The organism is Endozoicomonas sp. ALC020 (genome assembly GCF_049275935.1).
GTDB lineage: Bacteria > Pseudomonadota > Gammaproteobacteria > Pseudomonadales > Endozoicomonadaceae > Endozoicomonas_A.
Map to the genome: position 1 here is coordinate 6,627,034 of NZ_CP184830.1, position 25,734 is coordinate 6,652,767.

The following is a 25,734-nucleotide window of genomic DNA, read 5'->3' on the forward strand; positions in this document are numbered from 1 at the left end:
CCCTGACATTTGCGATAGTGCAACTGACAAAATCCATTGGATATTTGGGATTGATAATCTGTCGAAAGAATTAAATTTGCTTCCCATAAATTAAGACCATAAAAATAAATGATAGTTCCATTCTCTGCATTTTCAGATTCAAATAATTCATTATTCCTGACCGGTCCGCTTTCAACCCCTCCAACAAGTGATCAAACTGACGAGCAGCTTTTTTCATGATGCCCAGGAAAGCATGCCAATAAAGATAGCCGTGTTGAATAACTGTGAACTTTTATGTCCATTGACTGTCGAAAAGCACAGATTTCCACGAAGATTAGATTGCTATGAGTTATGGATTAACGCCTACCATCGCTTTGGCCGGTGAGGTACCAGGACCTTCACAGCATTACGCGCCAGATTCTGATACTGATAAGACGGCAACAAAGAGCCCATCGTCCTTGAATCCGGAGGCTGCTCCATTTATTCCACGGACTCAACCGTCTCAATGCGCTCTTCAACGTAGGAACACGCCCTCAGATATTAAAGTTCGGCAAGCAAAAGCACACTCAAGGCTTTCTCCTCAGAGGCTTCACCCCCGGGAAAAAAAGGCACCCTTGACCATTCAAGCAAGGATTGATGAGGCTTTCACGGCACTGAATCGCCAACGTTTCAGCGATGCAGAAGCAGTATTCAGTGCCATCTTGCAAGAAAAAAGGCTGAGTCCGTTCAACTACAAAAACGTAACCATAGGGCTTGCAAGATCGCTAAAAGAACAAAGCCGTGAAAAACAGGAAAAAGCATGCTCCCTTTTGGAACAACTCAGACAGAAAGGATCAGTCAATGAATTCGGGGCTTCAAGCATTCATAACCTCGATCTGACCCTGAGCCGCTGTGAACAGGGACTTGGGCAACACCTTAAGGCTGAAGCACGGCTATTGGCTCTGAGAAACAAAAAGCACGATGACGATGAGGAAACCCTGTGCGAGCCTGGTGGCAATTTCGAAATTGATATTGCTGCAGCCAGACACTGGCAGATTATGAGCAAATACAAGTTGACCGACACGCTATTACTGAAAATGAAAGCAGCGCTGAATGACAGCTTGCATACAGACACATTCAGTTCCGATGTCAACAAACTGCATAAATATATACGCATCGTCAATTTGGCTCTGGCGCGAAACTGGCAGCTGACAGGGAAACATAAAGCCTGCGAAAGACTATTGCTGAACATGAGTGGCAAGAACCCCAATGGCAGTGAGGAAAGCCTCTGCAAACCCTGTAAAGATCATGAAATCAACCTGGCTCTGGTGCGACACTGGCAGGTAATGGGCAAATATAAACTGGCTGAAAGACTGCTGCTTAACATGGGTGGAGAGCATCCCGATGATAGTAAGGAAACCCCACGCAAGGCCCGTAAACATGATGACATTAATCTGGCTCTGGTGCGTCTGTGGCACGTGATGGAAAAACATGAACAGGCCGAAAGACTGCTACTTAACTTGAGTGGCAAGAACCCCGATGGCAATGAGGAAAGCCTCTGCACCCCCTGTAAAGATCATGAAATCAACCTGACTCTGGCGCGACACTGGCAGGCAATGGGCAAATATAAACTGGCTGAAAGACTGCTGCTTAACATGAGTAGAAACAACCCGGGTAGCCGTATGGAGAGCCACTTCAAAACCTCTGCTCATTATGTTACCGGATTGGCTCTGATAAGACTTTGGCAGGAGATTGGCGAATACGAACAGTCTGAAAGACTGCTGCTGAAAATGGCTGGCAAGCACCCCGGTGACGATGAGTTCAGCCTGTGCAAGCCCTCCGGGCATTATGATATTGACCTGGCTCTGGTGCGATGCTGGGAGATGGTGGGTAATCATAAACTGGCTGAAAGACTGCTGCTGAATATGATTGGCAAGCACCCTGATGCCTCTGAGGAAGTCCTGTGCAAGCCCTCTGGGCTTCATAACGTCGATCTGGCTCTGGCAAGACAATGGCAAAGAGCGGGTAAATATGAACAGGCTGAGAAACTGCTAAGGCGCTGCGATGAATTATATCATTCGAATGAATGCGAATTAACTCTATTGGTCGTACTTGCTCGACAGGCAGAGTTCATGGAAATGATTGCCGGTTATCCAGAAAATGCCAACACATTGTTGGCTACCTCAATCCATTATTTCATTCTGGCTTGTCAGCAGATAATGAACGATGGCCCGGAGTCAGGACAGGACAACCTCAATAAGGCCCTGAGGTCAGTGCAAGCAATAATAGAGATGTACTCTCCAAATGCAGGCGCTTTTTCACAAAAAGCCCATTGTCTCAGAATGATGGGTGCCAGTGAGAAAGAATGGAAGTATTGGTTTGATAAATCAGGACACCACGACAGCTCCCGGGCGCAGAAGAATAAAACTGATTATTGGCGGAGCATCGAAGCCAGTGCTCTTCAAAAAGTGCGTAGCTCCATGGGGCAAACATGAACGCAAATTATCACAAGCAATTCAAGGCCTTTTGAGAAAAGGACCTGTTTACCCTGACACCCGGCCCGGATTATTTGTCACCACTATTTATGCCCTCCATGCACTGATTCAAGAGTCAAAGGCCGGATAACCATGAACTTTCATGTCCGCTCGCTGTCCAAAGGCAAAGATTTCCATGGAAGTTATAGCTATGAGTCACGGTTTAACCCCAATCAACACCACAGCCGATACAAGCACGAGCCCTGCAGATTCCACAACATCAAAGCCAAAATCTACATTGAACCCTGAGGCGCCAGCATTTATTCCACGTACTCAGAGTACTCAGCAACATTGGAATCCACCCGCCAATATCAGAGACCGGCAAGCAACTGCAAGCCAGGACCTTTCTACGCCGACGTTTCAACAACACAGAAAAAAACATCATAACGCTTATTCAGGCATGATTGATGATGCTTACAAAGAACTCAGAAAACACAAATTCACAACGGCAGAAAAAGCATTTCGGACCCTCCTCAAAAACTCTGAGGAGACACTGAGTCAATTTCAGCGCCATTCTGTACTGATGGGGCTTGCAAGGTCGCTAAAAGAACAAACCCAAGAAAAACAGTTAGAAGCCTGTTCTCTTCTGGAAGAACTCAGATCAAATGGAACATTCTCTCAATCCGGAGCTTCGACCATACCCTACCTTGAGCTGACCCTGAGCCAATGCGAACAGACGCTGGGAAGGTACCTCAAGGCTGAAACACGACTTTTAATTCTGAGCAACAAAAAGCCCAATGCCAACGAGTGGGCACTGTGTCAGCCTTCCGGGGATTATAACGTTGATATTGCACTGGCCCGGCTATGGGAGATTATGAACAAACGCAAGCTGGCTGAAACACTGCTACTGAAAATCCTGGCAGAACTGACTCAAAAACTTCAGTCACGTCTATCCGCTCGCGCTGCCAATAAATTTTGCAAATACCTCCACGACGCAAATATGACTCTGGTACTACTCTGGGAGCGGATGGGCAAACAGCAAGGGGCTGAAAACCTGCTTCTGGAGATGAGTGGCAAGCCCCCCAATGCCAGCGAAGACATTCTATGCAGGCCCTGTGAGCATCTGGACATCAACCTGAGCCTGGTGCAAATATGGGAGGTAATGGGCAAATATAAACTGGCGGAAAAACTGCTGTTGAATATGAGTGGCAAGCGCGCCGATGCCAATGAGGACCGTCTGTGTCAGCCCACAAAGCATGACATTGATCTGGTACTGGTACGACTCTGGCAGTTGATGGACAAACATAAACTGGCTGAAAAACTGCTGCTGAAAATGGCTGGCAAGGATCCTGAAGCCAGTGAGGAAGTCCTGTGCAGCCCCTGTGAGCATGAAAACCTCAATCTGCCCCTGGCACGACACTGGGAGGTGATGGGCAAATATAAACTGGCTGAAAAACTGCTGCTGAACGTCAGTGGCAAGCACCCTGATGCCAGTGAGAAACACCTCTGCAAAATCTCTGGAAAGTTTGCTATTGATCTGGCTCTGGCAATACTCTGGCGAGTGATGGGCAACATTGAATGGAGTGAAAAACTGTTGCTGAACATCAGTGGCAAGGACCCTGATGCCAATGCGGAAGTCCTTTGCAGGCCCACAGGAGATCATAAAATTGACCTGGCTCTGATGCGACTCTGGGAGATGACAGATGGCAAACATGAATGGGCTGAAAGACTGCTGCTTAACATGAGTGGCAAGCCCCCTGACGCCACTGAGGAAGCCCTGTGCAAGCCTTGTGGAAATAAAGAAATTGATCTGGCTCTGGCGCGACTCTGGGAGATGACAGAGAGCACACATGAACGGGCTGAAAGACTGCTGCTGAACATGAGTAACAAGAGCCCTGATGCCAGTGAGGAAGACCTGTGCAAGCCCTCCGGGAATCATGATATTGATCTGGCTCTGGCGCGGCACTGGAAAGCAGTGGGCAAAATTCAACAGGTCAGGAAACTGATTGAACGTTGCAGTGGACTCTATCATTCGCTTGAATGTGAATTGTTACTGTTGAACTTCCATGTCGGGCAAGCAGGATTTATGGAAATGATTACCCGGTATCCGAAAAATGCCAATACACTGCTGACGACTTCGATCCATTATTTCATCCTGGCATGTGAGCAGATAACAGAGGGTGGCCCGGAATTAGGAAAAGATACTCTCAAAACAGCTCTTGAGTTCGCAGAATCAGCATTGCAGAAGTGTCCCACAAATGCGGGCGCGGTGTCGCAAAAAGCGCACTGTCTGAGAATGATGAGCGCCGATCAGCAAGTATGGAAAGGATTGTTCCAAAGAGCCCGTCGCCTTGAACCCAGTCGAGAGCATAAAGATAAAACCGATCATTGGCGAAGTGCAGAAACCGCAGCTCTTCGGAAAGTGCGAGGTCGCGCAGAGTTAAAATGAACTTCTGTCCCTGTGAACAGTCAAAGAGCATGTTTCCATGAGAGTTATATCGCTATGAATCACGGACTAACTCCAACCAGCGCCACAGCCAATACAAGTTCGGCCCTTGCAGATTCCATAACATCAAAGCCACAATCTAAATTGAACCCCGAGGCGCCAGCGTTCATTCCACGTGTTCAGAGTGCTGAGCAACATTGGAATTCACCCGCAAATATCAGAGACCGGCATACAACGGTAAACCAGAAACCTTCTTCCCTGAGGTCTCAACAACTCAGTCAGAAGAAAGGTCCTGGCCCTTATTCAGACATGATTGATAATGCTTACCAAGAATTCAAAGACCGCAAATACGCAACGGCAGAAAAAGCGTTTCGTACCATCTTGAAAAACTGTATGGAGTCACTGAATCAATACCAGCGACATGAGGTACTGCTGGGGCTTGCAAGGTCGCTAAAAGAACAAAACCGCGAAAAACAGTTAGAAGCCAGCTCTCTTCTGGAAGAGCTCAGATCAAATGAAACATTCTATCCATTCGGAGCGTCGACCGTTACCCATCTTGAGCTGACCCTGAGCCAATGCGAACAGGCGCTGGGGAGGCACCTCAGGGCTGAAAAACGACTTTTAATGCTGAGCAACAAAAAGCCTCAAGCCAACGAGAGGGCACTGTGTGAGCCCTCTGGCAACTACACCGTTGATATTGCCCTGGCCCTGCTATGGGAGACTATGAACAAAATCAAGCTGGCCGATGGACTGCTACTAAAAGTCGTGGCAGAGCTGACTCAAAAGCGTCGGTCGTGCCCATCCGCCAACGCTAAAAAAAAATTGGGTAAATTCCTCCATAACGCCAATATTGCTCTGGTGCGACTCTTACAGGCGCAGGGCAAACATGAACAGAGTGAAAAACTGCTGCTGGAAATGAGTAACAAGCACCCCAATGCCAGTGAAGACACTCTGTGCAGGCCCTGTGAGGATCATGTCACCAACCTGTCCCTGGTGCGAATTTGGGAAATAATGGGCAAATACAAACTGGCTGAAAAACTGCTGCTGAGCATGAGTGGCAAGCGCATCAATGCCGATGAGGACAGTCTGTGTCAGACCACCAAGCATGACACCGATCTGGCACTGGTGCGACTCTGGCAGTTGATGGACAAAAATAAACTGGCTGAAAAGCTACTGCTGAACATGAGTGGCAAACACCCTGATGCCAGTGAGGAAGTCCTGTGCAGCCCCTGTGAGAATGACGACATCAATCTGACCCTGGCACGACACTGGGAGGTGATGGGCAAATATAAACTGGCTGAAACACTGCTGCTGAACATGAGTGGCAAGCACCCTGATGCCAGTGAGGAAGTCCTGTGCAAGGTCTCTGGAAAATATCTTGTTGATATGGCTCTGGCAATACTCTGGCGAATAATGGACAAGGATAAATGCTGTGAAAAACTGTTGCTGAACATGAGTGGCAAGCACCCTGATGCCGATACAGAAGTCCTTTGCAAGCCCTCTGGAAATCATAAAGTTGACCTGACTCTGGCACGCCTATGGGAGACGATAGATGGCAAACATGAATGGGCGGAAAGACTGCTGCTGAACATGAGTAACAAGCCCCCTGATGCCACTGAGGAAGTCCTGTGCAAACCCTCTGGAAATAACGAGACTGATCTGGCTCTGGTACGACTCTGGGAGCTGATGGAAGGCAATAAACATAAATGGGCTGAAAGACTGCTGCTGAACATGAGTGGCAAGTGCCCTGATGCCAGTGAGGAAGAGATGTGCAAGCCCTCCGGGCATCATGATATTGATCTTACTCTGGCACATCACTGGGAAATAGTGGGCAAATCTCAACAGGCCATGAGACTGATTGAGAATTGTTGTCAACTCTATCATTCAACTGAATGTGAATTGTCACTCTTGAACTTTCATCTCGGGCAAGCAGGATTTATGGACATGATTGCCCGGTATCCGGAAAATACCAACACACTGCTGTTGACTTCGATCCATTATTTCATCCTGGCACGTGAGCAAATAATAAAGAGTGGCCCTGAATCAGGAAGTGATAGCCTCAAACACGCTCTTGAGCTTGTAGAATCAGCATTGGCGAAGAGCCCCACAAATGCAAGTGCGGTGTCACAAAAAGCGCATTGTCTCAGAATGATGGGTGCCAGTGAGCAAGTATGGAAAGCATTGTTCAGTAGAGCCCGATCCCTTGAACCCATCCGGCAACATAAAGATAAAACCGATCATTGGCGAATCAAAGAAGCCATTGCCCTGGCTAAGATGAAAAGTCTCACAAAGCAAACATGAACCTCTGTCCCCGCTGATTATCTGGAGGTATGAGTTTTATAGCTCTTCCGACTCATGGTGATAACGAGCTTCATCGCCTTTTGTCTTGCTGATTTTTGACCAGGCAACGAATCCGCTACCCCGCTCATAAGAAAAAAAAATCTGACAAGATAAATAGATAAATATGAACTTTCACAACCGTTTACTGTCCAACAGATTAACTTTTCCATGGAAGTTCTATTGATATGAGGTATGTAATAAAACCAAAAACTGGCGCTGCGGCCAGTAGTGCAACAAAAACAACAAAAAAGAGCCGATCCAATTTAAACCCGGAATCTTCATCAATTAATGAGCGTGTTCATGAACATTCGAACAGATCCTCAAATACCAAAGTCCAGCAAAGTGCCAGGCCCTCCTACCCTGAATCCACCAGAGAGAGGATCGATAAAGCTTTCGAAGAACTAAAAAAACAAAATTTCACAAATGCAGAAAAAGTGTTCCAGATCATATTAAACGAAGATCAGGACATACTGAGTCTGTTCCACTACCAAAACATAGTGATTGGGCTGGCAAGGTCACTAAAAGAGCAAACCCGCAAAAAACAGATAGAAGCCTGCTCTCTTCTGGAAGAACTCAGGTTGACTGGATCATTCACTGAGTTCGGGGCTTCGACCATTCATAACCTTGATCTGACCCTGAGTCGTTGTGAAGAGGCACTTGGAGAGTACTTTAACGCTGAAGCACGACTGTTAGCATTGAGAAACATAAAGCCCAATGCCAATGACAGGACCCTGTGCGAACCTTCAGGGAATTTCAACGCAGATATTACTATTGCACGACTTTGGCAGTCTATGGACAAACACACACTGACTGAAACACTTCTTCTGAACATAAATTCAGAGCTGACCAGAAGGTTGCGGTCAAAACCACACGCTCCCTCTGTGCAAAGACTGAGTAAGCACATCCCTACCGTTAATATGGCTCTGGTGCGAATATGGCAAGTGATGAGCAAATATGAGCAGGCTGAAAGACTGCTACGAAAAATGAGTGACAGGCACGAAAATGCAAGTGAAGACAGCGAACCCTCCGGGCATCATGACATCGATCTGAAACTGGTGCGACACTGGGGGCTAGTGGGCAAATATCAACTGGCTGAAAGGCTGCTGTTCAACATGAGCGGCAAGCAAGCCAATGCCAGTGAAGACATTCTGTGCACCCCCTCTGAACAGAGTGACACTGATCTGGCTCTGGTGAGACTCTGGTCACTGATGGGCAAACATCAACAGACTGAGAGACTTCTGCTGAACATGAGCGGCAAGCAACTCAGTGCCAGTGAAGACATTCTGTGCATCCCCTCTGAAAACCGTGACATTGATCTGGCTCTGATCAATCTCTGGCGAGTGATGGGTAAACATGAACTGGCTGAAAGGCTGCTGAAACGATGCAGTGAATTGTATCAGTTGGATGAATGTGAATTGGAGCAGTTGAAGCTATCTCCTGGCTAATCAGCAGAGCCCTTTTTAAGGTGCATGACATGAGAGCAAATATAAACGTGTCATTCTGAGAGGCATGGCGGTTCACCCCTGCAGGCACAGGGAACACTTTTTCATACCTCTCGAACTAGCAGCCTGTCGGACTTAAGCGTCCGTAGCGAGGATTGCAAGAAATTGAGGATAAAAATCTCTGTTTCTGAGGAGAATAGCGAGCTATTTGACGAAGAAACAGAGATTTTTAGACCAATTTATTGCAACCGCACGACTGCATGGATGCAGGAGCTAGAGCAACGCAGGAGCAGTTGCCGTGTAGGACAGTCTTAAGTCCGACAGGCTGCTAGCAGCCAATGCCAATTAAGCGTCATAGCCAGTAGCAACAGGCTGCTTTATTCCTAAGATGCTAACCGCCCAATCATTTAGCCATGGTCGTACGGTTAACAGAAGCACTTTATCGGCAGTTACGCTAACACGTGCAATGATTTACCACAATCTTGGGAACAGGATTTCCACTGAGTTTGGAGACAAAGAGAGAGATACTGGCTTTCTGGGAGGGGCGCTGACCAAACGCTCATCGACCATTTGAGATAAAATAGTTCTTATTGTTCTCTCTCCAAGATTGAACATTCCTTGTATCTCAGTTCTTTCTAATTCGCCTGTTCTTGTTGTCAGCAGTTCTTTATATATTGTCTTAACTTCAGGCCTCATTTTTGGAAGATGGCTACCATCCAAGCCTGTTATAGCCTGCCTGTTTCTCATTTCAAAATAAATATCTACTCGCTCAACCAAGCGTTTAGGGTCGAGTAGTTCATAAAAGAACTTAACTTGATCCAATGCGGTTTCAATAAAATAGGTCGTGAATTTTAATAAGCCTCTATCTGACAGCATCCCTCTGCCATCACTTGAACCCTGTCGCTCCATGTCAGCTGCTGCAAGAGCTTGGTAATAAGAGTCAACATCCCTGCCAAAACCACGGCTAATCGACCACAAACCATACCCACCAAGGTTGGCACAGTGTTTCATATAGTTATCTGTGAATAGCCTGCCCACTCTACCATTTCCATCCATAAAGGGGTGAATCCACATTAGTCTGTGGTGTGAGGCAGCGGCAGCAAAAATGCGGTTGGTCCCAAAAACCCTATCTGGGCTGTAAGCGTTCGAAAACCAGTTTAGAAGGCGTGTGAGTTCTTGGTATTCGGGAGCAATATGTTTTCCTACATGAAAATCTCTTGTGCGAAACTTACCAGGTTGAATGTTGATTTTCTCACCGGTTTCTTCGTTGTCAATCTCAAGAAATTTCTTAGGCATCCCTTCATAAAAGGATCTGTGAAGTTCTTTTAAAAAATCAACAGTGCAAATTTCATTTCTATCTAACGACTTTTGATTTAAATATTTTTGAACTTCAATATGATGCTTTATTTCAAATAAATCATCTTTTAAATCTTTTTCTTTGTTTAATTGTGCCTTTAGTATTTCTGCTGGCTGAGTTGGATTTCCTTCTATGCGGTTACTGTAGAAAGAGTTTACAACTCTAAGCATAAATTTGAGCGACTCTCTGAGAGATTCAGGTATATGGGCATTGAGTGCTGCATCAAGTTGCATCAGCTCAACCGCAGCATCTTGTAGCTCCCCTGGAGCACTATCCTGAAGTAAAAATGGTGCTATAGAAGTCATTTTTGCCGATCTTTTTGCCGATCTTTTTTCCAATCTAGCATAGCTAAACAAAGGGTTTTATGGATATTTTCCATTATTTTTTGCCGGTTTTTGATAGAGTAAAAATTCCGGAATAGAGGCTTGCCAATGATCGAACCAAGAAGGGGCACCGCTTTGGGGTAACCTACTTACTTAAGGCATTAAAAGCAAACTCTTTCACGTGCCAGTGGATCAGCCAATTATGGAGGCAGACTTGAATCTGAGACTCCATAAAAAACATGATCAGCGACGTATATGAAGAATAACACCACCAAACCACTCAAATTCGAATTGCCAGTTTAAGGTCGCTGGAGGCTTGATAATCACAACTGGGATATTAACTCTAAGTTTACGTTTCCAGTTTAAGAAATATTTGGACACCTTTAGTTTTAGTGCGGTTCATCCCTGCGGGCGCAGGGAACACATCCCAAGGAGATCATCGGCCTCAAGATTACGAGGTTCATCCCTGCGGGCGCAGGGAACACACGCCTGCAGCCAGGCGTGGGTGATGTCGTGGTCCGGTTCATCCCTGCGGGCGCAGGGAACACTGCACTTTCAGGCAGGGATAGTCGCGCAGGCCCGGTTCATCCCTGCGGGCGCAGGGAACACTTTATCACCATCACAGGCCATGTAATAGAAGACGGTTCATCCCTGCGGGCGCAGGGAACACGGTTGTACGCCGAAATGACACCCGACCAGCCGCGGTTCATCCCTGCGGGCGCAGGGAACACCGGTACGTGCTCGCCGATAGCTCTTAAACAAGCGGTTCATCCCTGCGGGCGCAGGGAACACCCTACGAAGATCTGATATTCCATATGACCATCCGGTTCATCCCTGCGGGCGCAGGGAATACGCTGCCAGGGGTCCACCATGTTCTCTGCCATGGCGGTTCATCCCTGCGGGCGCAGGGAACACCAATCAATAACACAACGTTCAGCGTTAATGGACGGTTCATCCCTGCGGGCGCAGGGAACACTTACCTACCACATTGGCATTGGCCAGGCTGAGCGGTTCATCCCTGCGGGCGCAGGGAACACTTGCATGTTGGGAAGACAACAAGGAAGAAATTCGGTTCATCCCTGCGGGCGCAGGGAACACCCCTTATGTAGAATTTCCCAATGCTGTAGACCCGGTTCATCCCTGCGGGCGCAGGGAACACCAATAACTGATGCTCAAATTGCGGCCCGCTCACGGTTCATCCCTGCGGGCGCAGGGAACACCCCAGAAGTTTTTATGGGCGGCCCGGGAACTGCGGTTCATCCCTGCGGGCGCAGGGAACACTGTCCATGTGAACACACCAGCGACGGCGGAATCGGTTCATCCCTGCGGGCGCAGGGAACACTGACTTTACTGGCTCGGTTTGTGAGAAAATCGCGGTTCATCCCTGCGGGCGCAGGGAACACTTTCTGTCCCAATCTTCAAGCCGATTAGACGCCGGTTCATCCCTGCGGGCGCAGGGAACACATTTGCCGCACCCGATGAATTGACCATAGCTGCGGTTCATCCCTGCGGGCGCAGGGAACACTTGGTTCCGGTGTTGCCCTCGCCTTTCCATTTCGGTTCATCCCTGCGGGCGCAGGGAACACTTGGTTCCGGTGTTGCCCTCGCCTTTCCATTTCGGTTCATCCCTGCGGGCGCAGGGAACACTTTTTGTGCCGGAGTTCACCGGATGAGTAACGCGGTTCATCCCTGCGGGCGCAGGGAACACTCAGCTGGTCTTTTAGCTGTCGTGAGGAAGTGCGGTTCATCCCTGCGGGCGCAGGGAACACGCTGTTGAATTAACTGGTCCAGCTGCTGGTTTCGGTTCATCCCTGCGGGCGCAGGGAACACACCTTCTCTCAACCCCGTGACAGCGCCCCACTCGGTTCATCCCTGCGGGCGCAGGGAACACGCATTGCCGGGCAGGCTAATACTGAGTTGCCGGCGGTTCATCCCTGCGGGCGCAGGGAACACCGATACCTGGGTCATGCAGTAGTCCACCCCGTCGGTTCATCCCTGCGGGCGCAGGGAACACCATAAATCCAACATTCTGGCTCGGGCCCGAGCCGGTTCATCCCTGCGGGCGCAGGGAACACTCACATAGTCCTACATGAGTTAACTGACCGTTCGGTTCATCCCTGCGGGCGCAGGGAACACTTACCAGAATTTCCCGAGGCGTAATCCGCCAGCGGTTCATCCCTGCGGGCGCAGGGAACACGCTCGACTGGATGTTGTGTAACGAGAGTGTCGGCGGTTCATCCCTGCGGGCGCAGGGAACACTCGACTTCAGGATCAAGAAAAATAGCCTCAGACGGTTCATCCCTGCGGGCGCAGGGAACACATTGCCGGTACCGTTGGTGAGATGAGTACCGGCGGTTCATCCCTGCGGGCGCAGGGAACACGTTACTCCTGTTATTGTTCAGTGGGTTTCTATCCGGTTCATCCCTGCGGGCGCAGGGAACACCTTGTAGGGAACATACCGATCATCGCTGAAAGCGGTTCATCCCTGCGGGCGCAGGGAACACCCGTGTAGAAATGTTCCGAAAAGCTTTCGGCACGGTTCATCCCTGCGGGCGCAGGGAACACTTGCCGCTTGGCATATCTTTGTATCCCAAAAACGGTTCATCCCTGCGGGCGCAGGGAACACTTTCGACGTGTGGGAATTTACCCCCGTATTACCGGTTCATCCCTGCGGGCGCAGGGAACACGCTCAACTGGATTTTCAATAACGAGAGTGTCTGCGGTTCATCCCTGCGGGCGCAGGGAACACCGGGGTTGTGATGCAGTTTGTGTGTTCGCAATCGGTTCATCCCTGCGGGCGCAGGGAACACTACTTTGCATTGCATGTGCAACACTTCGTCTACGGTTCATCCCTGCGGGCGCAGGGAACACCAGAAGTCAAAGAGGTGTAAACAGCACCAGTGCGGTTCATCCCTGCGGGCGCAGGGAACACTGCCCAAAGACAACCAGGCTTACAAATACAACCGGTTCATCCCTGCGGGCGCAGGGAACACCCTAAAAAAATACACCATTAAATCAAAAGGTTACAATACCTAAAATTTCCACCAGCGAATTCATCAAAAAATCACTGTAAATATTCCATTGTTAAAGAACGGATTAATTACTCTCCCGATTGAAAAAGAACCAGCCTTAAACCATCTTCTTCAATAGGTATTCTTCTGTTCGTGCCGTAAGTTTGAAAATCAAATCCGGATTCTGTGTTGGTGGCCCAGGCCATGGCCACGTTGCCATCTTCAGCCAGCGCATTTATTTGCTCCCATATCATTTCCCTGATTCTCATAGATACATCTCCAACGTATACGCCAGCTCGAATTTCCAGAAGCCAGACGGCCAACCTTCCTCTTAATCTTGGTGGTACATTTTCAGTCACCACAACCAACATACTCATTTCAACTGCTCCTATGACCTGTGTCACCAATAGAAACAGGCTCAGGAATCGCCGGTGGCTGTGAATCTTCTGGCGGTGGAGGTGGCGTAATTTCTCCTGCCGCCAGAATCTCTTCAATAGTGGGTATGATCTTTTTTAGTAGTCGTGTTTTACGAAAACTGTCGCGACAGGTAATACGTACATCCCTGTCTGGGTTATGAGTACCCTTGGCAGCAATCTGAAACGCGACAGGCACTACTGTTTCAAATTTGAACAGATCAGCAATGTCATACACAAATGCTTTGGGCTTACCAGAATGAATAAATCCAATGGCTGGTGCATAACCCGCCGCTAACACTGCCGCCTCAGTAACGCCATAAAGACAGGCTGTAGCAGCACTTAAACATTTGTTGATGGTGTCACCTGACGCCCAATCCTTTGGGTCATAACTTCGCCCCTTCCATTCCACACCATATTGTTTTGCCATTAGCTGATACGTTTTTCTGACCCTGGCACCTTCTATACCTCGCAGTTGATCCACTGAACGGCGAGAAGGGGCTGGTTCGCCAAAACGAAATTCGAACATCTTGCGAACGACTTTCAGTCTCAGTTCTTCATCCAGAGCCAGTTTTGCCTGATAAAGCAATTTATCTGACCTTGCTCCACCCGGCTGTCCGGCAGAATAAAGTCGTACACCGGACTCACCCGTCCAAATCAAGAGTGTCCCGGTCGTTGCCGCAAGTTTGACAGCAGCATGTGATACTCGTGTACCCGGCTCGAGCCTAATACAAACGACAGAACCCACAGGGATATGTTTTCTGTCACCGTTGACTTCATCAACTACAACAAAAGCGCCATCACGGACATCTATTCGACCTTTGCTGACAAATACCATAGAGAGCCGGTCTTTGATTGGGATGGGTTTTAGTGGGATAAACGACATCTAATCTCTCTGTTATCGTTAGATTTCAGACTTAACAGGCAGCCAGACTCATCAGCCCCATGCCAAAGGATTTTGCAGGCCCTATGCCTTCAGCCACAGCCTTCTGTAATGCTGATGGTTCGACCACCAGTAATACACCCTCAAACAGCACCGGCTGCACCTTGCCACTGCGCATTTCCCGTGTTTTACGAAAGTAAATTGGATTTTCCTGCACTATATTGACCGCCTGTAAGCGGGCACCAGCCCGTTTGAGTTTACTTTTCAGCCATTGCTGCTGCTCTTCTTCTCTGAACAAAGGTACTCTGACCGAACGAATATGTGTTCTACCGTTACGAGTTACCGTACCTTTACGCTCATCCTTAACCGCCTTAACCGGATTACATCGCAGCCGAAACCGCAGTTGCTGACCTTCCTGGAATTTATAATTAACTGCTTTGGTCGCCAGACAACGAGCATGCTCACTGCCATCAGCTGGTTTTGAGAGTGATTGCATTAAGACCTGAGCCCCGGTTGCATGACTCCAGCTTTCTACACGAAACAGAAAGGTACGGTTGTCATCCGGTCGATCAGGAAACAATTGCCATAAAGCCCGGTGAAGTTCGTAAGCATTATTACTCTTTGCGGGGGAAATATGCACTTTAGCCAGATACATCACATCCCTCCTCTTTCGTCAGCACCTGCACATGGACTCTCCGATTAGCAAACTGCCTTGGCTGTTCAGTGATGGGGACATCCCTGAGCTGAAGCTGGCGGCTGCCTGATTTTTCTTCGTTGTAGACCGTACCGGCTACAGGTTCAATTTCTATGAGTGCGGCTAGCGCATCTTCGGCTTCAATCATATTTTCAAACAAGGGTCGAACCAATGGACAGCTGCGTCGGCCCAGTACCGGAGTGAAGATGGGTTTGCGAACGGCTTGCTGCAATTGTTGCAGAGAGATACTGGCTTCTGCCAGATTCCAGATGGCAACAGTGTATTTGGCATCCTGCCAATACTCACGCCAGGTCTGAATGGTCTGATGGCTTTTCAGCCCCTGATAATCCTCCCGTGCATCCTTAACGGTGTGATAGTCAGTCATTTTTATCGGCCTGTGTTTGCCCTGATCAATACGCACTGCAAAGCCGACACTCGTCGCCAGTTGGCGCTGCCTTTCAAAGTCTTCACGGTCAATACCAAGGCAGGCTCCCAGAAGCCCCAACAAGGCACTGCGCCCCGGAAAAGCCTCCGATGGTCGCAATCCTTCAAAGCTGTGTTTACCCCAGCTTTGCAAAGGACCTTCCAGCTTCAGAATCAAATACTGTCGCATAATTAGTCCTCACCATTGTTTTGAACCCATTGCTTCAGTACGGATAAGGACTCAACAGCATTAATACCTTGAGGAACTTCAACATCTTCAAGCACAAATTCGGCACAGCTATCATCCAGATCAAACCTTACTGTCAGTTTTTTCCAATAGTCATGGAGTTCCTTTATAGAAGGACGGCGGAAACCATCTCCTTTTTCCTTCACAGGACTTTCAAAGGCGTTGGCCAGTGACAGTGGCTGGTCAGAAAAACTAACCAGTGCCAGATCAGCCAGATTATGGGCAGCAAAACTTTGTTGTTTGGCAGAAGGCACTTCAGTAGCAAGCATATGCAATACATGGGCAGCAATTTCCAGCGCCTGTTCACGGGAAGCGTCACCCAGATTTTTTTGTAACTGCTGAAGGTTCAGGCTGGCATAACGATAAAAAACGCCAGAGGAAAATTCCTGGGTATCCAGGTGGCCCGATCCCATTTCCTGCAAATCATCAACGGCAGTGAACCAATCGATATCAGCATCAACTGCATGGGTGGTGATGGAATGGGCCACAGCAAGGGCACCGTCCACTTTGCCTACCGCACTCATCAGCCCTGAAGTCGCCATCCGCCCAGACAGAGCGATATCCACCGCTTGTCCCACAGCTTGTCGGAATCCCTGACTGTCTTTTTCAATCAGCTTTTGCAGTTTTTTTTCATCCAGCCCTTCATTTTCAGGGGATTGAATCTGTTCACATACATAGGCAATTTCTTCAATAACCCAGGGAGCAACGGCATCACCTTTGGTGCTCGTTTCAATGTCTTTTTTACCGGATACCCAGGTCATAGCCTTTTTGATTAAATCCGCTGCAAATCGCTCTTTTAACTGTTCAACAACAAAATTCTGATATTCACCCAGCTGTTTTGTCCGCTGGCTGGGGTTACCAAGATGCTCCCGATAATAATCACTTTTACGCAGGGTTCGCTTCAAACTCTGGCTGGAAACACGCACCCGCCGTTTACCACCGAAAATAGCCGACTTCTGCATATTCATGTCATCCCGGTTAAGGCAGGATGGGCTATGGGAAATCAGGATATGAAAGTTAATGAAGTTCTTATTCATAAGATTGTCCTTTTAAATGTCGTGTAAAAAGAAAATGATTCAGGAGGATTCTTTCTGATGCAGAAAGAAAGTTTCCAGCAATTTTTGCTTTTGTTCAGGATTATTCCAGCGCAGCAGCAACCAGGCTGTTTGATAAAAGTCGACCACTGGGTTTACCTGTTGCAATAACCTCCGCAACTGAATCAGATCATTAGGTTCCTGTGAACGAATGATCACGAACAGGCGCTTTTCTCTGACACCTGCCACAGCCAGAGCTTTACCCAGTGAATCACCACCAACCTGATGTTGCAGATATGGCAGACAGTAAACCAACCGCCGGATATTTTTATGGCTGGCATAACCGCGTGTTAACCGGTAAAAGGCGGGAACTTCAATGAGAGCATCGGGTGTCGAAACCCTGCGTAACTCGGCTTTATTACCAGCACTCAAATCGACATAACGATTCCACAGCTGGATGAAATCCTGAGACTTTTTGTTAGAAGGTTGCATTTAATTCTCCTCTGTCACCACAGCCTGAAGTTCAGCCAGTGATTTATTCAGGCTGCGCCGGGCCAATGCCAGTGCTTTGAGCATTTTGGGTTCCTGCCGGTAGGGTTTTGTGAGCTGATCAAACAATTCCAATACTGTTTGTTTTAATTGAACGCGCAGGCAATCTATAGTGGGTAGTGGCTCCTTGAAATTGATATCAGCAAAGGAGTCCCGAACCCACTGTTCTGTTTGTTGGAAGTAGAGGTCGTCACCCGACTGGCAGAGATTAACACCAGAGCCTTTGATCTCTTTGTTTTTATCTTTAATACCTTCTGAAAAGAGATAGAGCGCCTTGCGCAAAGCCGTTTTGTAAGCCAGACCTGTCTTTATGATATAGTGGATCACCTCGCCGTGTTCAGCCCAGCCATCCGCCAGACTGAAAAACTCGTGGCGCCGTTCCAGTACCGTTGCCTGATTGTTTCTATAACCGCCGATAACAAATCGTAAGTGCTTCTGCTTGATCAACCCGTCATCCCTGATCTGTAACAGTACAGGAGCAGGAATTTGTCCTTCTTTACTGGATTCCATTGCCACAACCAGACGGCTTAGTTGAGTCCAGCCAGGTGCGGTGGTGGTAAACGACGGAAACTTTTCTTCTTTTTTGCCTTTGACAATCTTGAAGGTTCGGGCTGACAGTGGATGCGGCCAGTTACCCTCCACTGTGTAATTAAATTTGGCTTTATTAAAACCCTTATACAAGGGTGCAGAAGCATTACAGACACTGCAGCAACCTGTGTCTTCAGCAGGCAAGAGTTCAAAATGTGCGGGTTGCCATAATAAACCACGGGCAAGGCCGATGTTCGTTGCTTGAATTTTTTCTCCTGCTTTGACAGGCTCAACATAGTTTGGAACTTGTTGTGCAGTCGCCTGATACCAGGGCATGACTGAATTATTCAATCGCTCCTGATGCAGCACATTCAACCATACTGTTGTGCGCAGATCAGATCCGGTAATCAGTTGCGTAATTGGAGTGCTACCGCGCAGGCTTCCCTTGAAGCCACCGCCCATACTGGGACAGTTGTTAGCCATGTTAAACAAGGCGATCGCCGTACAGCTACCACAGAGTCCTTCCGCCAATCCATGAGGATTAACAAAGGGTTTATTGGTTCCATCTGCTACACCTGCCAGCAGCTTATCCATTGGGGTCGGTTTGCTCGCCTTAACCCCACGGATTTGCATAAAGGGTGTAACTGGGTGATTCAGATCAAACCAGTCCTTTTTATCCTTCACCCCCTTCAGAAACTCATCGGTAGACAAAGGCTTTTTGAGCCGGGCCAGCAGTTCCTTTCGATCGGCTGGTGTAAAGCAAACCTGAGTTATGGCTACCAATAGCTGAACGCCAGCCAGCTCCAGATCATCGCGGGGCAAGCAGAGTTTACCTTTTTTCTCCCCACATAAGAGTTGCTGATAGGTGACCCAGAGCCGTGTTCCTTCGTAATGAAGGGGAATCCACGCTTGGTCAAGTAATGAAAATGGCTTCAATTTTTCATGCCTCTCCAAATGACAACCAGTGTAAAAACCAAGGTTTGCGCAGCAAGCCCATGGTCATTGAAGAGTTCAAAATCGTAACGCCTGCTTCAAGCCAGCCCAACAACCACAACAACCTGCTACAGGATGAAGAGCATAATAAAGCCTAGATGATATTATTCAAGTAGTTCGTCTATATAAAACGTCAGAGCGATCAGATGGTTTAAAGCTGTTATATCTGACCGCCTGGCCTTAATACAGGATGACCATCTGTATCAAAACAACTCTGAGCAGTACCCGGTAAAGCACGAATCAGACGATTGACCATATCACGGTCATTCGCAAACACAGTCATCCAGATGCTCCAGTAAGCATGACCAACAGCCGTTTCAACCACCTGATCCCTGAAGTCTTCATTGTCATTGCGCTGCAACCGTTGCCTGGCTCGCTGGGCAATATGCCAGACTTCTCTTCTCTGTTGCCAGCGACGATCAGAAGCTGTTGCTTGCAAAGGCGTTTTATCCAGGCCAGTTAGTCGGATAGTTCGCATAGCTTTTTCTCTTTCAGCATCAGAGAGTGACTGATTCGGGCGAACAACCCCGTCCTCTGAGTACTCAAAAGCTCTGAAAGTATTATCTGCATCAGGCCAGAAGCAGCTGTTTATAAGCGGATCATGATCACCCTTGGTTGAATTGCAATTCGTACAACCCAGCAGAAAGTTTGACCAGGACAACGCCGAATCTTTGTGATGTTTTTTCGACAGAACATGCTCAACTGCCAAAGATGCGTCAAGCTTCATTTCACAATAAGAGCAATAACCACCCAGTCTTTCAATTAAATCTCTTCGGGCATTTTGGTATTGACTGAATTGCTTTGGATTTCCGTTCGCACCCAGAGGCTCAGCCCCCTTATCCACTGGCCTCATGAATTACTCCTCAACAGCTTTTCCTTTGCTCAGACCGGCTGCGGCTCGCTCCATCTCAAGAAAGGCATGGTAAGCCACATTATCACTAAAGGGTGCACTCAGCTCGTCCAGCTCCTGCTTTAACTGCTCTTTTTCTTCCTTTGAGGCACCGTTCGCTTGCTGAAGCAACGTGTAATATTTTTTAGCGGTATCATTCATTGCCTGCCAACGCTGACTCCGAGAAGGCACCTCAACACCCATCACCCTTTCCACAATATCTTCAACACTCTGATCACTGAATGGCTCAGTTGGTGCAGGTGACGCTGTTTCAGAGCTTTCATCCGTGGGCAGAACAGAGTTTAAGTCAATCACTTCACCGGGTCGTAAAGATTGAATGATAAAAGGAGAGTGAGTAGTAACAATAAACTGCACTTTCGGGAATGCTTCCCGCAGATCATTTAATACCCGACGTTGCCATTTGGGATGCAGATGTAAATCGACTTCATCAATCAGCACAATGCCGGGAGTTTCTAATGGGGCTCTATCCATCAGATGAGGATTCAGGCGACCCGCTCTGTGTGCTATATCTGCCACTATAGCCAGAGTATTACGATAACCATCACTCAGATTATCGAAGCTGAATAGCTGTCCGTTTTCCAGCTCAATCATCAGCTGTTGCAGTTCAATATCAAAATAAAAGTACCTGCACTCAGGTATACAATATTGAATCGACTTACGAACCGCTTCGAGCACGCCGAATTTTTTACCCTTCTGGAACGAAGCCTGCTCCAACTGAGCAAACCATCTAAGAAACAACTTGTGGCTGGAAGCCGGATCAAGGCAATCACGATAGCCCGCCGATCTGGATTCAGGCTTCGTCAGCTTTACAACATGTTTGATATGCCAGAGACGACCAGTGCCGTAGTAGCCAAAAACAGGCAACAGGACTTCTTCGCCTTTTTCCATCCTGGCTCTGGCATCTTTCCCCACTTTGGCAATGTTCTTTGCCAGAATACGGGTGGTTTTACCTTTCTCGGATTTCAGTTCCCGAGTCCAGCGCAGGTCTTCAAGAAGAGATGAATCATTACTACTGGCTAACTCGGTCAGAGAGGCACGACAAGAAAGCGAAACCCCTTCGTCCCACTGCGGCTCAAGAGTGACCGTATCACCCAGATTGATCTGCTTTAGCCGTACCTCTTCCTTACGGATATGCCGCCCTACACCAGCTTTAAAATCCAGCAGATAACTCCCCATCATAATGGACAGAGCATCAAGAATGGCGCTTTTACCGGTTGCATTATCACCAATGAGAACTGAGACATTCGTATCAGTATTAAACTTGAAGACCGAGTCCTCAAACTTCCGAAAGTTTTTGAGCCTGAGCTCGCGTATCTTCATACATTCACCTGAACCTGTGAACCCTTGTCAGACCTTGCTAAACAATGGCTCTGGATAAACCAGAGACCTCAATCATAACCCTTAACAACCCTTTGTGCTCGTGTGTCTAATAAACTCACAAAGGTTACTGACTTTAGTGAAAAATGTATTTAGTTCTGTATGCAGGTCAGACTAAGGAAAGATGATATAAACCCCTGAGGTAACAGGACTTCCGACAATCAGCGATTCTACAATATCTTTCTGATAACAACTCCACCAAAAAGAGCCGATGTTATATAATGGAAGTTCCCTCTCACAGAGGGATGAACCATAGTTTGTTTAAATAAAGCTCAGTTCACTACCCTGTTCCCCGCGCCCGCGGGGATGCCTCATTTTTTTTATGCGCTGAAAACCAGCCTCTGCAGAATAGCTGTACTCTGTCTCCCCCCAATACCCTCGGTAGCCTTGTTCGTCGGCTTTCATTTCCAGCCATATTAATCCGCCATCATCCATATCGGGCAACTGCCCTTCATTTTTGTTCCAACCGGCTGGTATTCCAAGACTGTTAAGGCTAATTTTTTCAAAACGGTTACTTTTATCCAACTCATCAACCACCGAACCATCCAGTAGGCAACGTTCACCCTTAGCATTGGAAATAACTGGAACCAATGTCAGATTCATTTCACCGTCACGGGTAACTGCAGAAATTTTATCATCAGTGTCTGCCAGCGTATTCATCGCGGATTTAATTAATACTTTTGCGCCCATACGTTGGCTTTGCTGATGACCAGCAAAATCTTGATGAGATTTCATAACCCAATCAGGCTCACTCCCCCAATCTTCTTTATCATAAACCGACTCAATCCATTTCCGGTATGCATCAGGAAATTCAACGATATTTCCTGAGTCAACCAATAACTGTTGAGCTCGCCATAGTATACGACTATCACCGTATATAAGCTCATGCAGCTGATAATCTTCAGATTCCGGAGGCACCAACACAGTACAGAGAGGTTGATCAAATCCGTCAGGACGATTGTGCTTGTTTTGATGTCGATGCAGCCGACCCCAGCGCTGGAATAACAGGTCGACGGGACAAAGTTGAGTAATCATCCAATCCATATCAGCATCAATAGAGCACTCAAAAACCTGAGTACTGACCAATATATACCCTTGCTGTCGCTTACCATCGGGGCCAAACAGATCAAGGACTTTGTCCTCTTTCTTCTGACGATCAGCAAACACAAAGCGAGAGTGAAACAGAATCAGCTGGTCTTCACTCAGTCGCCCAGCTGCTTTTTCCCGTAACTGTCTTAGAGACTGCTGTGCTACATCAACAAGATTGCAGATAAAACAGACCTGAGCCCCTTGCTCTGCGGCAGTAATCATTTGCTCCAACAAGTCATCATCAGGCAACAACTCGGATACGGTTTGCAGTTCGATATTGACATGCGTTTTGGTGGGCTGCTGTCGGGTGTCTAGAGAGAAGTATTGCTGCTTATGCCCATAGCAGGTTATCAACGGATAAGGTGCATCAACGGGGTTTTCAAAATGGCTGGGCACTGTGTTTCCTGCCCATGCCTCCATGAGTTGCCGCTTCTGATAATCCGGCAAGGTTGCAGACAACAAAATGGCCGATCCGCCCGCAGTCCGCTGCTGTTTCAATGCTTCCTCCAAAAGGCCGTACATATAGGCATCATAAGCATGCACCTCATCGATGATGAGAACACTGCGCCCAATACCAAACCCACGAACAAACTTGTGTCGCACCGGCAAGACTGAAGCGAGCACCTGATCTACGGTACAAATGCCGATTTGTCCTAAAAAAACTCTTTTTTTACTTTCGGCCAGCCATTGCGCGCATTGAACTCTGGCTTCCTTTTCCCCCTGTGCAGGGTGCGAATTGGCTGCTTGTTTGAGATCGATAAAATTCTGCTGAAATCCAGCCCGACCATGAGATAACACCGCATTGATTTCCCCCTTAAAAATAATGAGTGCGGCCTTTTCAATACGCCCCAACATAGCATTGGCTGTTGCCTGAGTCGGCAGTGCGAAGACAATACTATCGGCAAGATTCTGTTGGATTAATTGCCAGGCATGAGCCAGCGCAGCTTCTGTTTTTCCTGAACCGGTTGAGGCCTCTATTAATGTTAAGCTTTCAGTGAGCGGTAGCTGATCCACCAGACACTGAACTTGTCGCGGCTGATACCCTTTCTCAAGCAAGTTCTGAATAGTAGGATTGTCACGAGTTTGATAACCAATAATCCCTGCTCGATGAAGCAAACGTCTGGCGATCGTCAGACGCGATTCAAACCACTCCTGAAGATCACCTGTCGGCTGGCTTTGAAATTCAAAATCACCCTCATCACTGGCTGAACCCAACCAGTCAGAAACCGAACAAAAACCAGCCAGCAAAGTGCCATCAGCCAGAACTGGCGGGTCATCTTCCAGTGTCAGCCCGGCGGGTTTTAAAAATAGAGACTCAAGTGCTTTCAACCAATCCTGTCGAGCCTGTTGCAGTGATTCCAACCCCCGGGCACTGACCATACCCGGTGAAAAACCAAAGCTGCAGTCATCTTTGTCGGAGTTATCTGCCAGGGTTCCATGATGCCCTGCAACCGGTCCAAGCCAACTAAACCACGCTCGCCAGCTTTCGTTTTCGTCATCATCACAAAAAATATAACTGTCATCCTGCTCACCTGCAAAACGATCCTGCCAGTCTTGATACAACCAATAAACACCGGCGGGCCCGTGATAATAATCATTAATGTTTTCTTGAAGAAAGTCAGGCTTAAAGCAATTTGTCTCAGGATTAACCTGCCGCCAGACATCCTTTGCTTTTAATTGAAAACGGATATCAAATTTGCCCAGGTCGTGTAAGGCAATAAAAAAAAGTAGCCAGGCCCGAGTCTGTTGATCTGGCAGGCCACTTTGATGACAAAACTGACGGCGGAGTGACGCAGATGCTTGCCACCAAACCTTCGCAACCGCAGCCACATCCAAACAGTGATAAACCAACAAATGATAACTGGCATTATCACCTTCAGATTGATTACCTGCTTTGCCCCAATAGTTATAGAAAGACATGCCTGCTTCCACTTTCTGACAAGAGTTTCACATTATAGGGGCAGGCTATATGAGTAACATGATAAACATCAACAGTTCATAACCTTTCAACCCCAACTCCCACTGTAGTTTTTGAAAGCAAGTGAACAGGCTGCACGTTTGTTATGGTCAATAGGGCATTGACTTAACAACGAACCCACTGTTTTTTTAGGTTCGGGGTCTGACAAAACAAACATGAGCCTGAAAACCAGACGACAAGCCCAGCCTTTCCTAATACCCCCACCGAATTCGCAGATTAAGAATCTTACCCAATCTACACCTTCTGACTTTTATCATCGTCTACTCTTTAAAGCTGTCGGTCAGTGTAGCAATTTACACGCGCTAATGACTTTAGCTCGCTTCATGATTTTACTTTGGTGTTGTCATTATGTTTCGTCTGGCTTTTTATCATTATTATCAGCTCTTCAAGTTGTTGGCACTGGCTTTTGTCTCTCTGCTCATGCAGGTGAGTGGCTCCTGTGCTGACGAATGTTCGGGTCATAAAGACCCGGGGGCAGCGACTGAATGTAACCCGTCAAGCGCCCCTTCGGTATCAAAAGACAAGGTTGAACCGGAACCTGGGTATTCTTTTGTGGGCAGTGAGTATGTGGGATTCTTTATAAAAGGCTCCGTTCCCCGGGACAAGGCTATTGAGCTGGCCGGTGAGGCTTTTCAATTCGTGTCGTCGGCAGACTCACCGGAACGAGTAAGCTGCGCTATGCTGGTGGTCACCATTAACATTGATAGCGCCTTCAAGATTCCATTGCCTAACTTCTTTCAATTAGTTTACACCGAGGCTATCTGGATGCTGGAACTCAGCAAAGGCTCATATCTGGCAATCAAAGCACATACTGATTCATTGAAAATGAAATATGTTCTCAAATATTTCGACAAATACAATACATCTTATGGCTCAATGACTGTCAAAAAAGTAAATGGGAACGACACTTTTTCTCTGCGTTCAGAGGAGGGTCTTTTATTTTCAGCCACCTTTGGCGAATCAACAGAGAGTGATGATACATCGCTAATAGAGAATTTATGGACAAGAAGCGCTAATGGTGACTATTACAAGATTCCATGGGGGACTGCCAAACCTTCTGAGGCCTATTCCATAAAATGTCAGGTAGACGACAACCTTGACAAAAGTATCTTTGCAGACGTCATCTGGGACAATACTGCACAGCTCTATATGAAACGCAAACATGAATGTTCCATGGCGATTTCCGCTGAATTACCACTATTGTCCGATTAAGCCTGCGCCAAATCGGCTTAAATACCAGGCAGGGGAATACCCTTCCCCGCTCG

Annotated in this window: 17 protein-coding genes and 1 CRISPR repeat array; of the genes, 6 read left to right on the top strand and 11 right to left on the bottom strand. The window is 47.6% G+C overall.

Going from position 1 to position 25,734, the window contains the following annotated elements; translation table 11 throughout:
• Nucleotides 1–593 precede the first annotated feature (593 nt).
• The 4 genes from ACOJUO_RS24820 (at nt 594) to ACOJUO_RS24835 (ending at nt 8,663) form a co-directional block, all read left to right on the top strand.
• Nucleotides 594–2,453 (top strand): tetratricopeptide repeat protein, encoded by a 1,860-nt coding sequence (locus ACOJUO_RS24820; RefSeq protein ID WP_422138494.1) that lies wholly within the window; start codon nt 594–596, stop codon nt 2,451–2,453.
• 190 nt (nt 2,454–2,643) lie between these two features.
• Entirely contained in the window at nt 2,644–4,881 is a 2,238-nt protein-coding gene (locus tag ACOJUO_RS24825; protein WP_422138495.1) for a hypothetical protein, read from the top strand.
• A gap of 54 nt (nt 4,882–4,935) precedes the next feature.
• The gene (locus tag ACOJUO_RS24830) at nt 4,936–7,179 is read left to right on the top strand and encodes a tetratricopeptide repeat protein (protein WP_422138496.1); all 2,244 of its coding nucleotides are present in this window, start codon (nt 4,936–4,938) and stop codon (nt 7,177–7,179) included.
• Between the two features lie 224 nt (nt 7,180–7,403).
• On the top strand, nt 7,404–8,663 hold the full coding sequence (locus ACOJUO_RS24835; protein ID WP_422138497.1) for a hypothetical protein: 1,260 nt from the start codon (nt 7,404–7,406) through the stop codon (nt 8,661–8,663).
• Nucleotides 8,664–9,131: 468 nt separating this feature from the next.
• Here ACOJUO_RS24835 and ACOJUO_RS24840 read toward each other — a convergent pair whose 3' ends face one another.
• From ACOJUO_RS24840 to casA, 8 genes are all read right to left on the bottom strand, one after another.
• Nucleotides 9,132–10,322, bottom strand: coding sequence for a Fic family protein (locus tag ACOJUO_RS24840; protein ID WP_422138498.1), 1,191 nt, complete (start codon nt 10,320–10,322; stop codon nt 9,132–9,134).
• Between the two features lie 413 nt (nt 10,323–10,735).
• A CRISPR array of direct repeats spans nt 10,736–13,333; the repeat unit is 29 nt; unit sequence CGGTTCATCCCTGCGGGCGCAGGGAACAC.
• A gap of 107 nt (nt 13,334–13,440) precedes the next feature.
• Nucleotides 13,441–13,728, bottom strand: a complete 288-nt coding sequence (gene cas2e / locus ACOJUO_RS24845; RefSeq protein WP_422134558.1) for a type I-E CRISPR-associated endoribonuclease Cas2e — start codon at nt 13,726–13,728, stop codon at nt 13,441–13,443.
• Between the two features lies 1 nt (nt 13,729).
• Nucleotides 13,730–14,650 (bottom strand): type I-E CRISPR-associated endonuclease Cas1e, encoded by a 921-nt coding sequence (gene cas1e, locus ACOJUO_RS24850; protein ID WP_422138499.1) that lies wholly within the window; start codon nt 14,648–14,650, stop codon nt 13,730–13,732.
• A gap of 31 nt (nt 14,651–14,681) precedes the next feature.
• A complete protein-coding gene (gene cas6e / locus ACOJUO_RS24855) occupies nt 14,682–15,302 on the bottom strand; it encodes a type I-E CRISPR-associated protein Cas6/Cse3/CasE (protein WP_422138500.1) in 621 nt (206 codons plus the stop codon).
• The gene (cas5e, locus tag ACOJUO_RS24860) at nt 15,289–15,954 is read right to left on the bottom strand and encodes a type I-E CRISPR-associated protein Cas5/CasD (protein WP_422134561.1); all 666 of its coding nucleotides are present in this window, start codon (nt 15,952–15,954) and stop codon (nt 15,289–15,291) included. The genes cas6e and cas5e overlap by 14 nt, the downstream gene beginning before the upstream one ends.
• Nucleotides 15,955–15,956: 2 nt before the next feature.
• A complete protein-coding gene (cas7e, locus tag ACOJUO_RS24865; protein WP_422138501.1) occupies nt 15,957–17,048 on the bottom strand; it encodes a type I-E CRISPR-associated protein Cas7/Cse4/CasC in 1,092 nt (363 codons plus the stop codon).
• A gap of 39 nt (nt 17,049–17,087) precedes the next feature.
• On the bottom strand, nt 17,088–17,537 hold the full coding sequence (gene casB, locus ACOJUO_RS24870) for a type I-E CRISPR-associated protein Cse2/CasB (RefSeq protein ID WP_422134563.1): 450 nt from the start codon (nt 17,535–17,537) through the stop codon (nt 17,088–17,090).
• Nucleotides 17,538–19,076, bottom strand: coding sequence for a type I-E CRISPR-associated protein Cse1/CasA (casA, locus tag ACOJUO_RS24875; RefSeq protein WP_422138502.1), 1,539 nt, complete (start codon nt 19,074–19,076; stop codon nt 17,538–17,540).
• Here casA and ACOJUO_RS24880 point away from each other — a divergent pair.
• Entirely contained in the window at nt 19,001–19,213 is a 213-nt protein-coding gene (locus tag ACOJUO_RS24880) for a hypothetical protein (RefSeq protein ID WP_422140108.1), read from the top strand. The two genes, casA and ACOJUO_RS24880, sit on opposite strands and share 76 nt — an antisense overlap.
• A gap of 62 nt (nt 19,214–19,275) precedes the next feature.
• Here the strand turns inward: ACOJUO_RS24880 and ACOJUO_RS24885 are convergent, their stop codons facing one another.
• The 3 genes from ACOJUO_RS24885 to cas3 form a co-directional block, all read right to left on the bottom strand.
• Nucleotides 19,276–19,968: an HNH endonuclease gene (locus ACOJUO_RS24885; protein WP_422138503.1), complete on the bottom strand. Its 693-nt coding sequence runs from the start codon at nt 19,966–19,968 to the stop codon at nt 19,276–19,278.
• 3 nt (nt 19,969–19,971) lie between these two features.
• A complete protein-coding gene (locus tag ACOJUO_RS24890) occupies nt 19,972–21,345 on the bottom strand; it encodes an AAA family ATPase (protein ID WP_422138504.1) in 1,374 nt (457 codons plus the stop codon).
• Between the two features lie 318 nt (nt 21,346–21,663).
• Nucleotides 21,664–24,411: a CRISPR-associated helicase/endonuclease Cas3 gene (gene cas3 / locus ACOJUO_RS24895; RefSeq protein ID WP_422138505.1), complete on the bottom strand. Its 2,748-nt coding sequence runs from the start codon at nt 24,409–24,411 to the stop codon at nt 21,664–21,666.
• A gap of 406 nt (nt 24,412–24,817) precedes the next feature.
• On the opposite strand from cas3, the gene ACOJUO_RS24900 reads away from it, so the two are divergent.
• Nucleotides 24,818–25,681 carry a hypothetical protein gene (locus ACOJUO_RS24900; protein ID WP_422134568.1) on the top strand — a complete coding sequence of 288 codons (864 nt, stop codon included), beginning with the start codon at nt 24,818–24,820 and terminating at the stop codon, nt 25,679–25,681.
• The last annotated feature ends 53 nt before the right edge of the window (nt 25,682–25,734 follow it).

Coding starts and splice junctions, on each gene's coding strand:
- cas2e (WP_422134558.1), bottom strand. CDS start 13,728: ATGAGTATGTTGGTTGTGGTGACTGAAAATGTACCACCAAGATTAAGA.
- ACOJUO_RS24835 (WP_422138497.1), top strand. CDS start 7,404: ATGAGGTATGTAATAAAACCAAAAACTGGCGCTGCGGCCAGTAGTGCA.
- ACOJUO_RS24825 (WP_422138495.1), top strand. CDS start 2,644: ATGAGTCACGGTTTAACCCCAATCAACACCACAGCCGATACAAGCACG.
- ACOJUO_RS24900 (WP_422134568.1), top strand. CDS start 24,818: ATGTTTCGTCTGGCTTTTTATCATTATTATCAGCTCTTCAAGTTGTTG.
- ACOJUO_RS24840 (WP_422138498.1), bottom strand. CDS start 10,322: ATGACTTCTATAGCACCATTTTTACTTCAGGATAGTGCTCCAGGGGAG.
- cas7e (WP_422138501.1), bottom strand. CDS start 17,048: ATGAATAAGAACTTCATTAACTTTCATATCCTGATTTCCCATAGCCCA.
- cas3 (WP_422138505.1), bottom strand. CDS start 24,411: ATGTCTTTCTATAACTATTGGGGCAAAGCAGGTAATCAATCTGAAGGT.
- cas6e (WP_422138500.1), bottom strand. CDS start 15,302: ATGTATCTGGCTAAAGTGCATATTTCCCCCGCAAAGAGTAATAATGCT.
- cas1e (WP_422138499.1), bottom strand. CDS start 14,650: ATGTCGTTTATCCCACTAAAACCCATCCCAATCAAAGACCGGCTCTCT.
- cas5e (WP_422134561.1), bottom strand. CDS start 15,954: ATGCGACAGTATTTGATTCTGAAGCTGGAAGGTCCTTTGCAAAGCTGG.
- casB (WP_422134563.1), bottom strand. CDS start 17,537: ATGCAACCTTCTAACAAAAAGTCTCAGGATTTCATCCAGCTGTGGAAT.
- ACOJUO_RS24890 (WP_422138504.1), bottom strand. CDS start 21,345: ATGAAGATACGCGAGCTCAGGCTCAAAAACTTTCGGAAGTTTGAGGAC.
- ACOJUO_RS24830 (WP_422138496.1), top strand. CDS start 4,936: ATGAATCACGGACTAACTCCAACCAGCGCCACAGCCAATACAAGTTCG.
- ACOJUO_RS24885 (WP_422138503.1), bottom strand. CDS start 19,968: ATGAGGCCAGTGGATAAGGGGGCTGAGCCTCTGGGTGCGAACGGAAAT.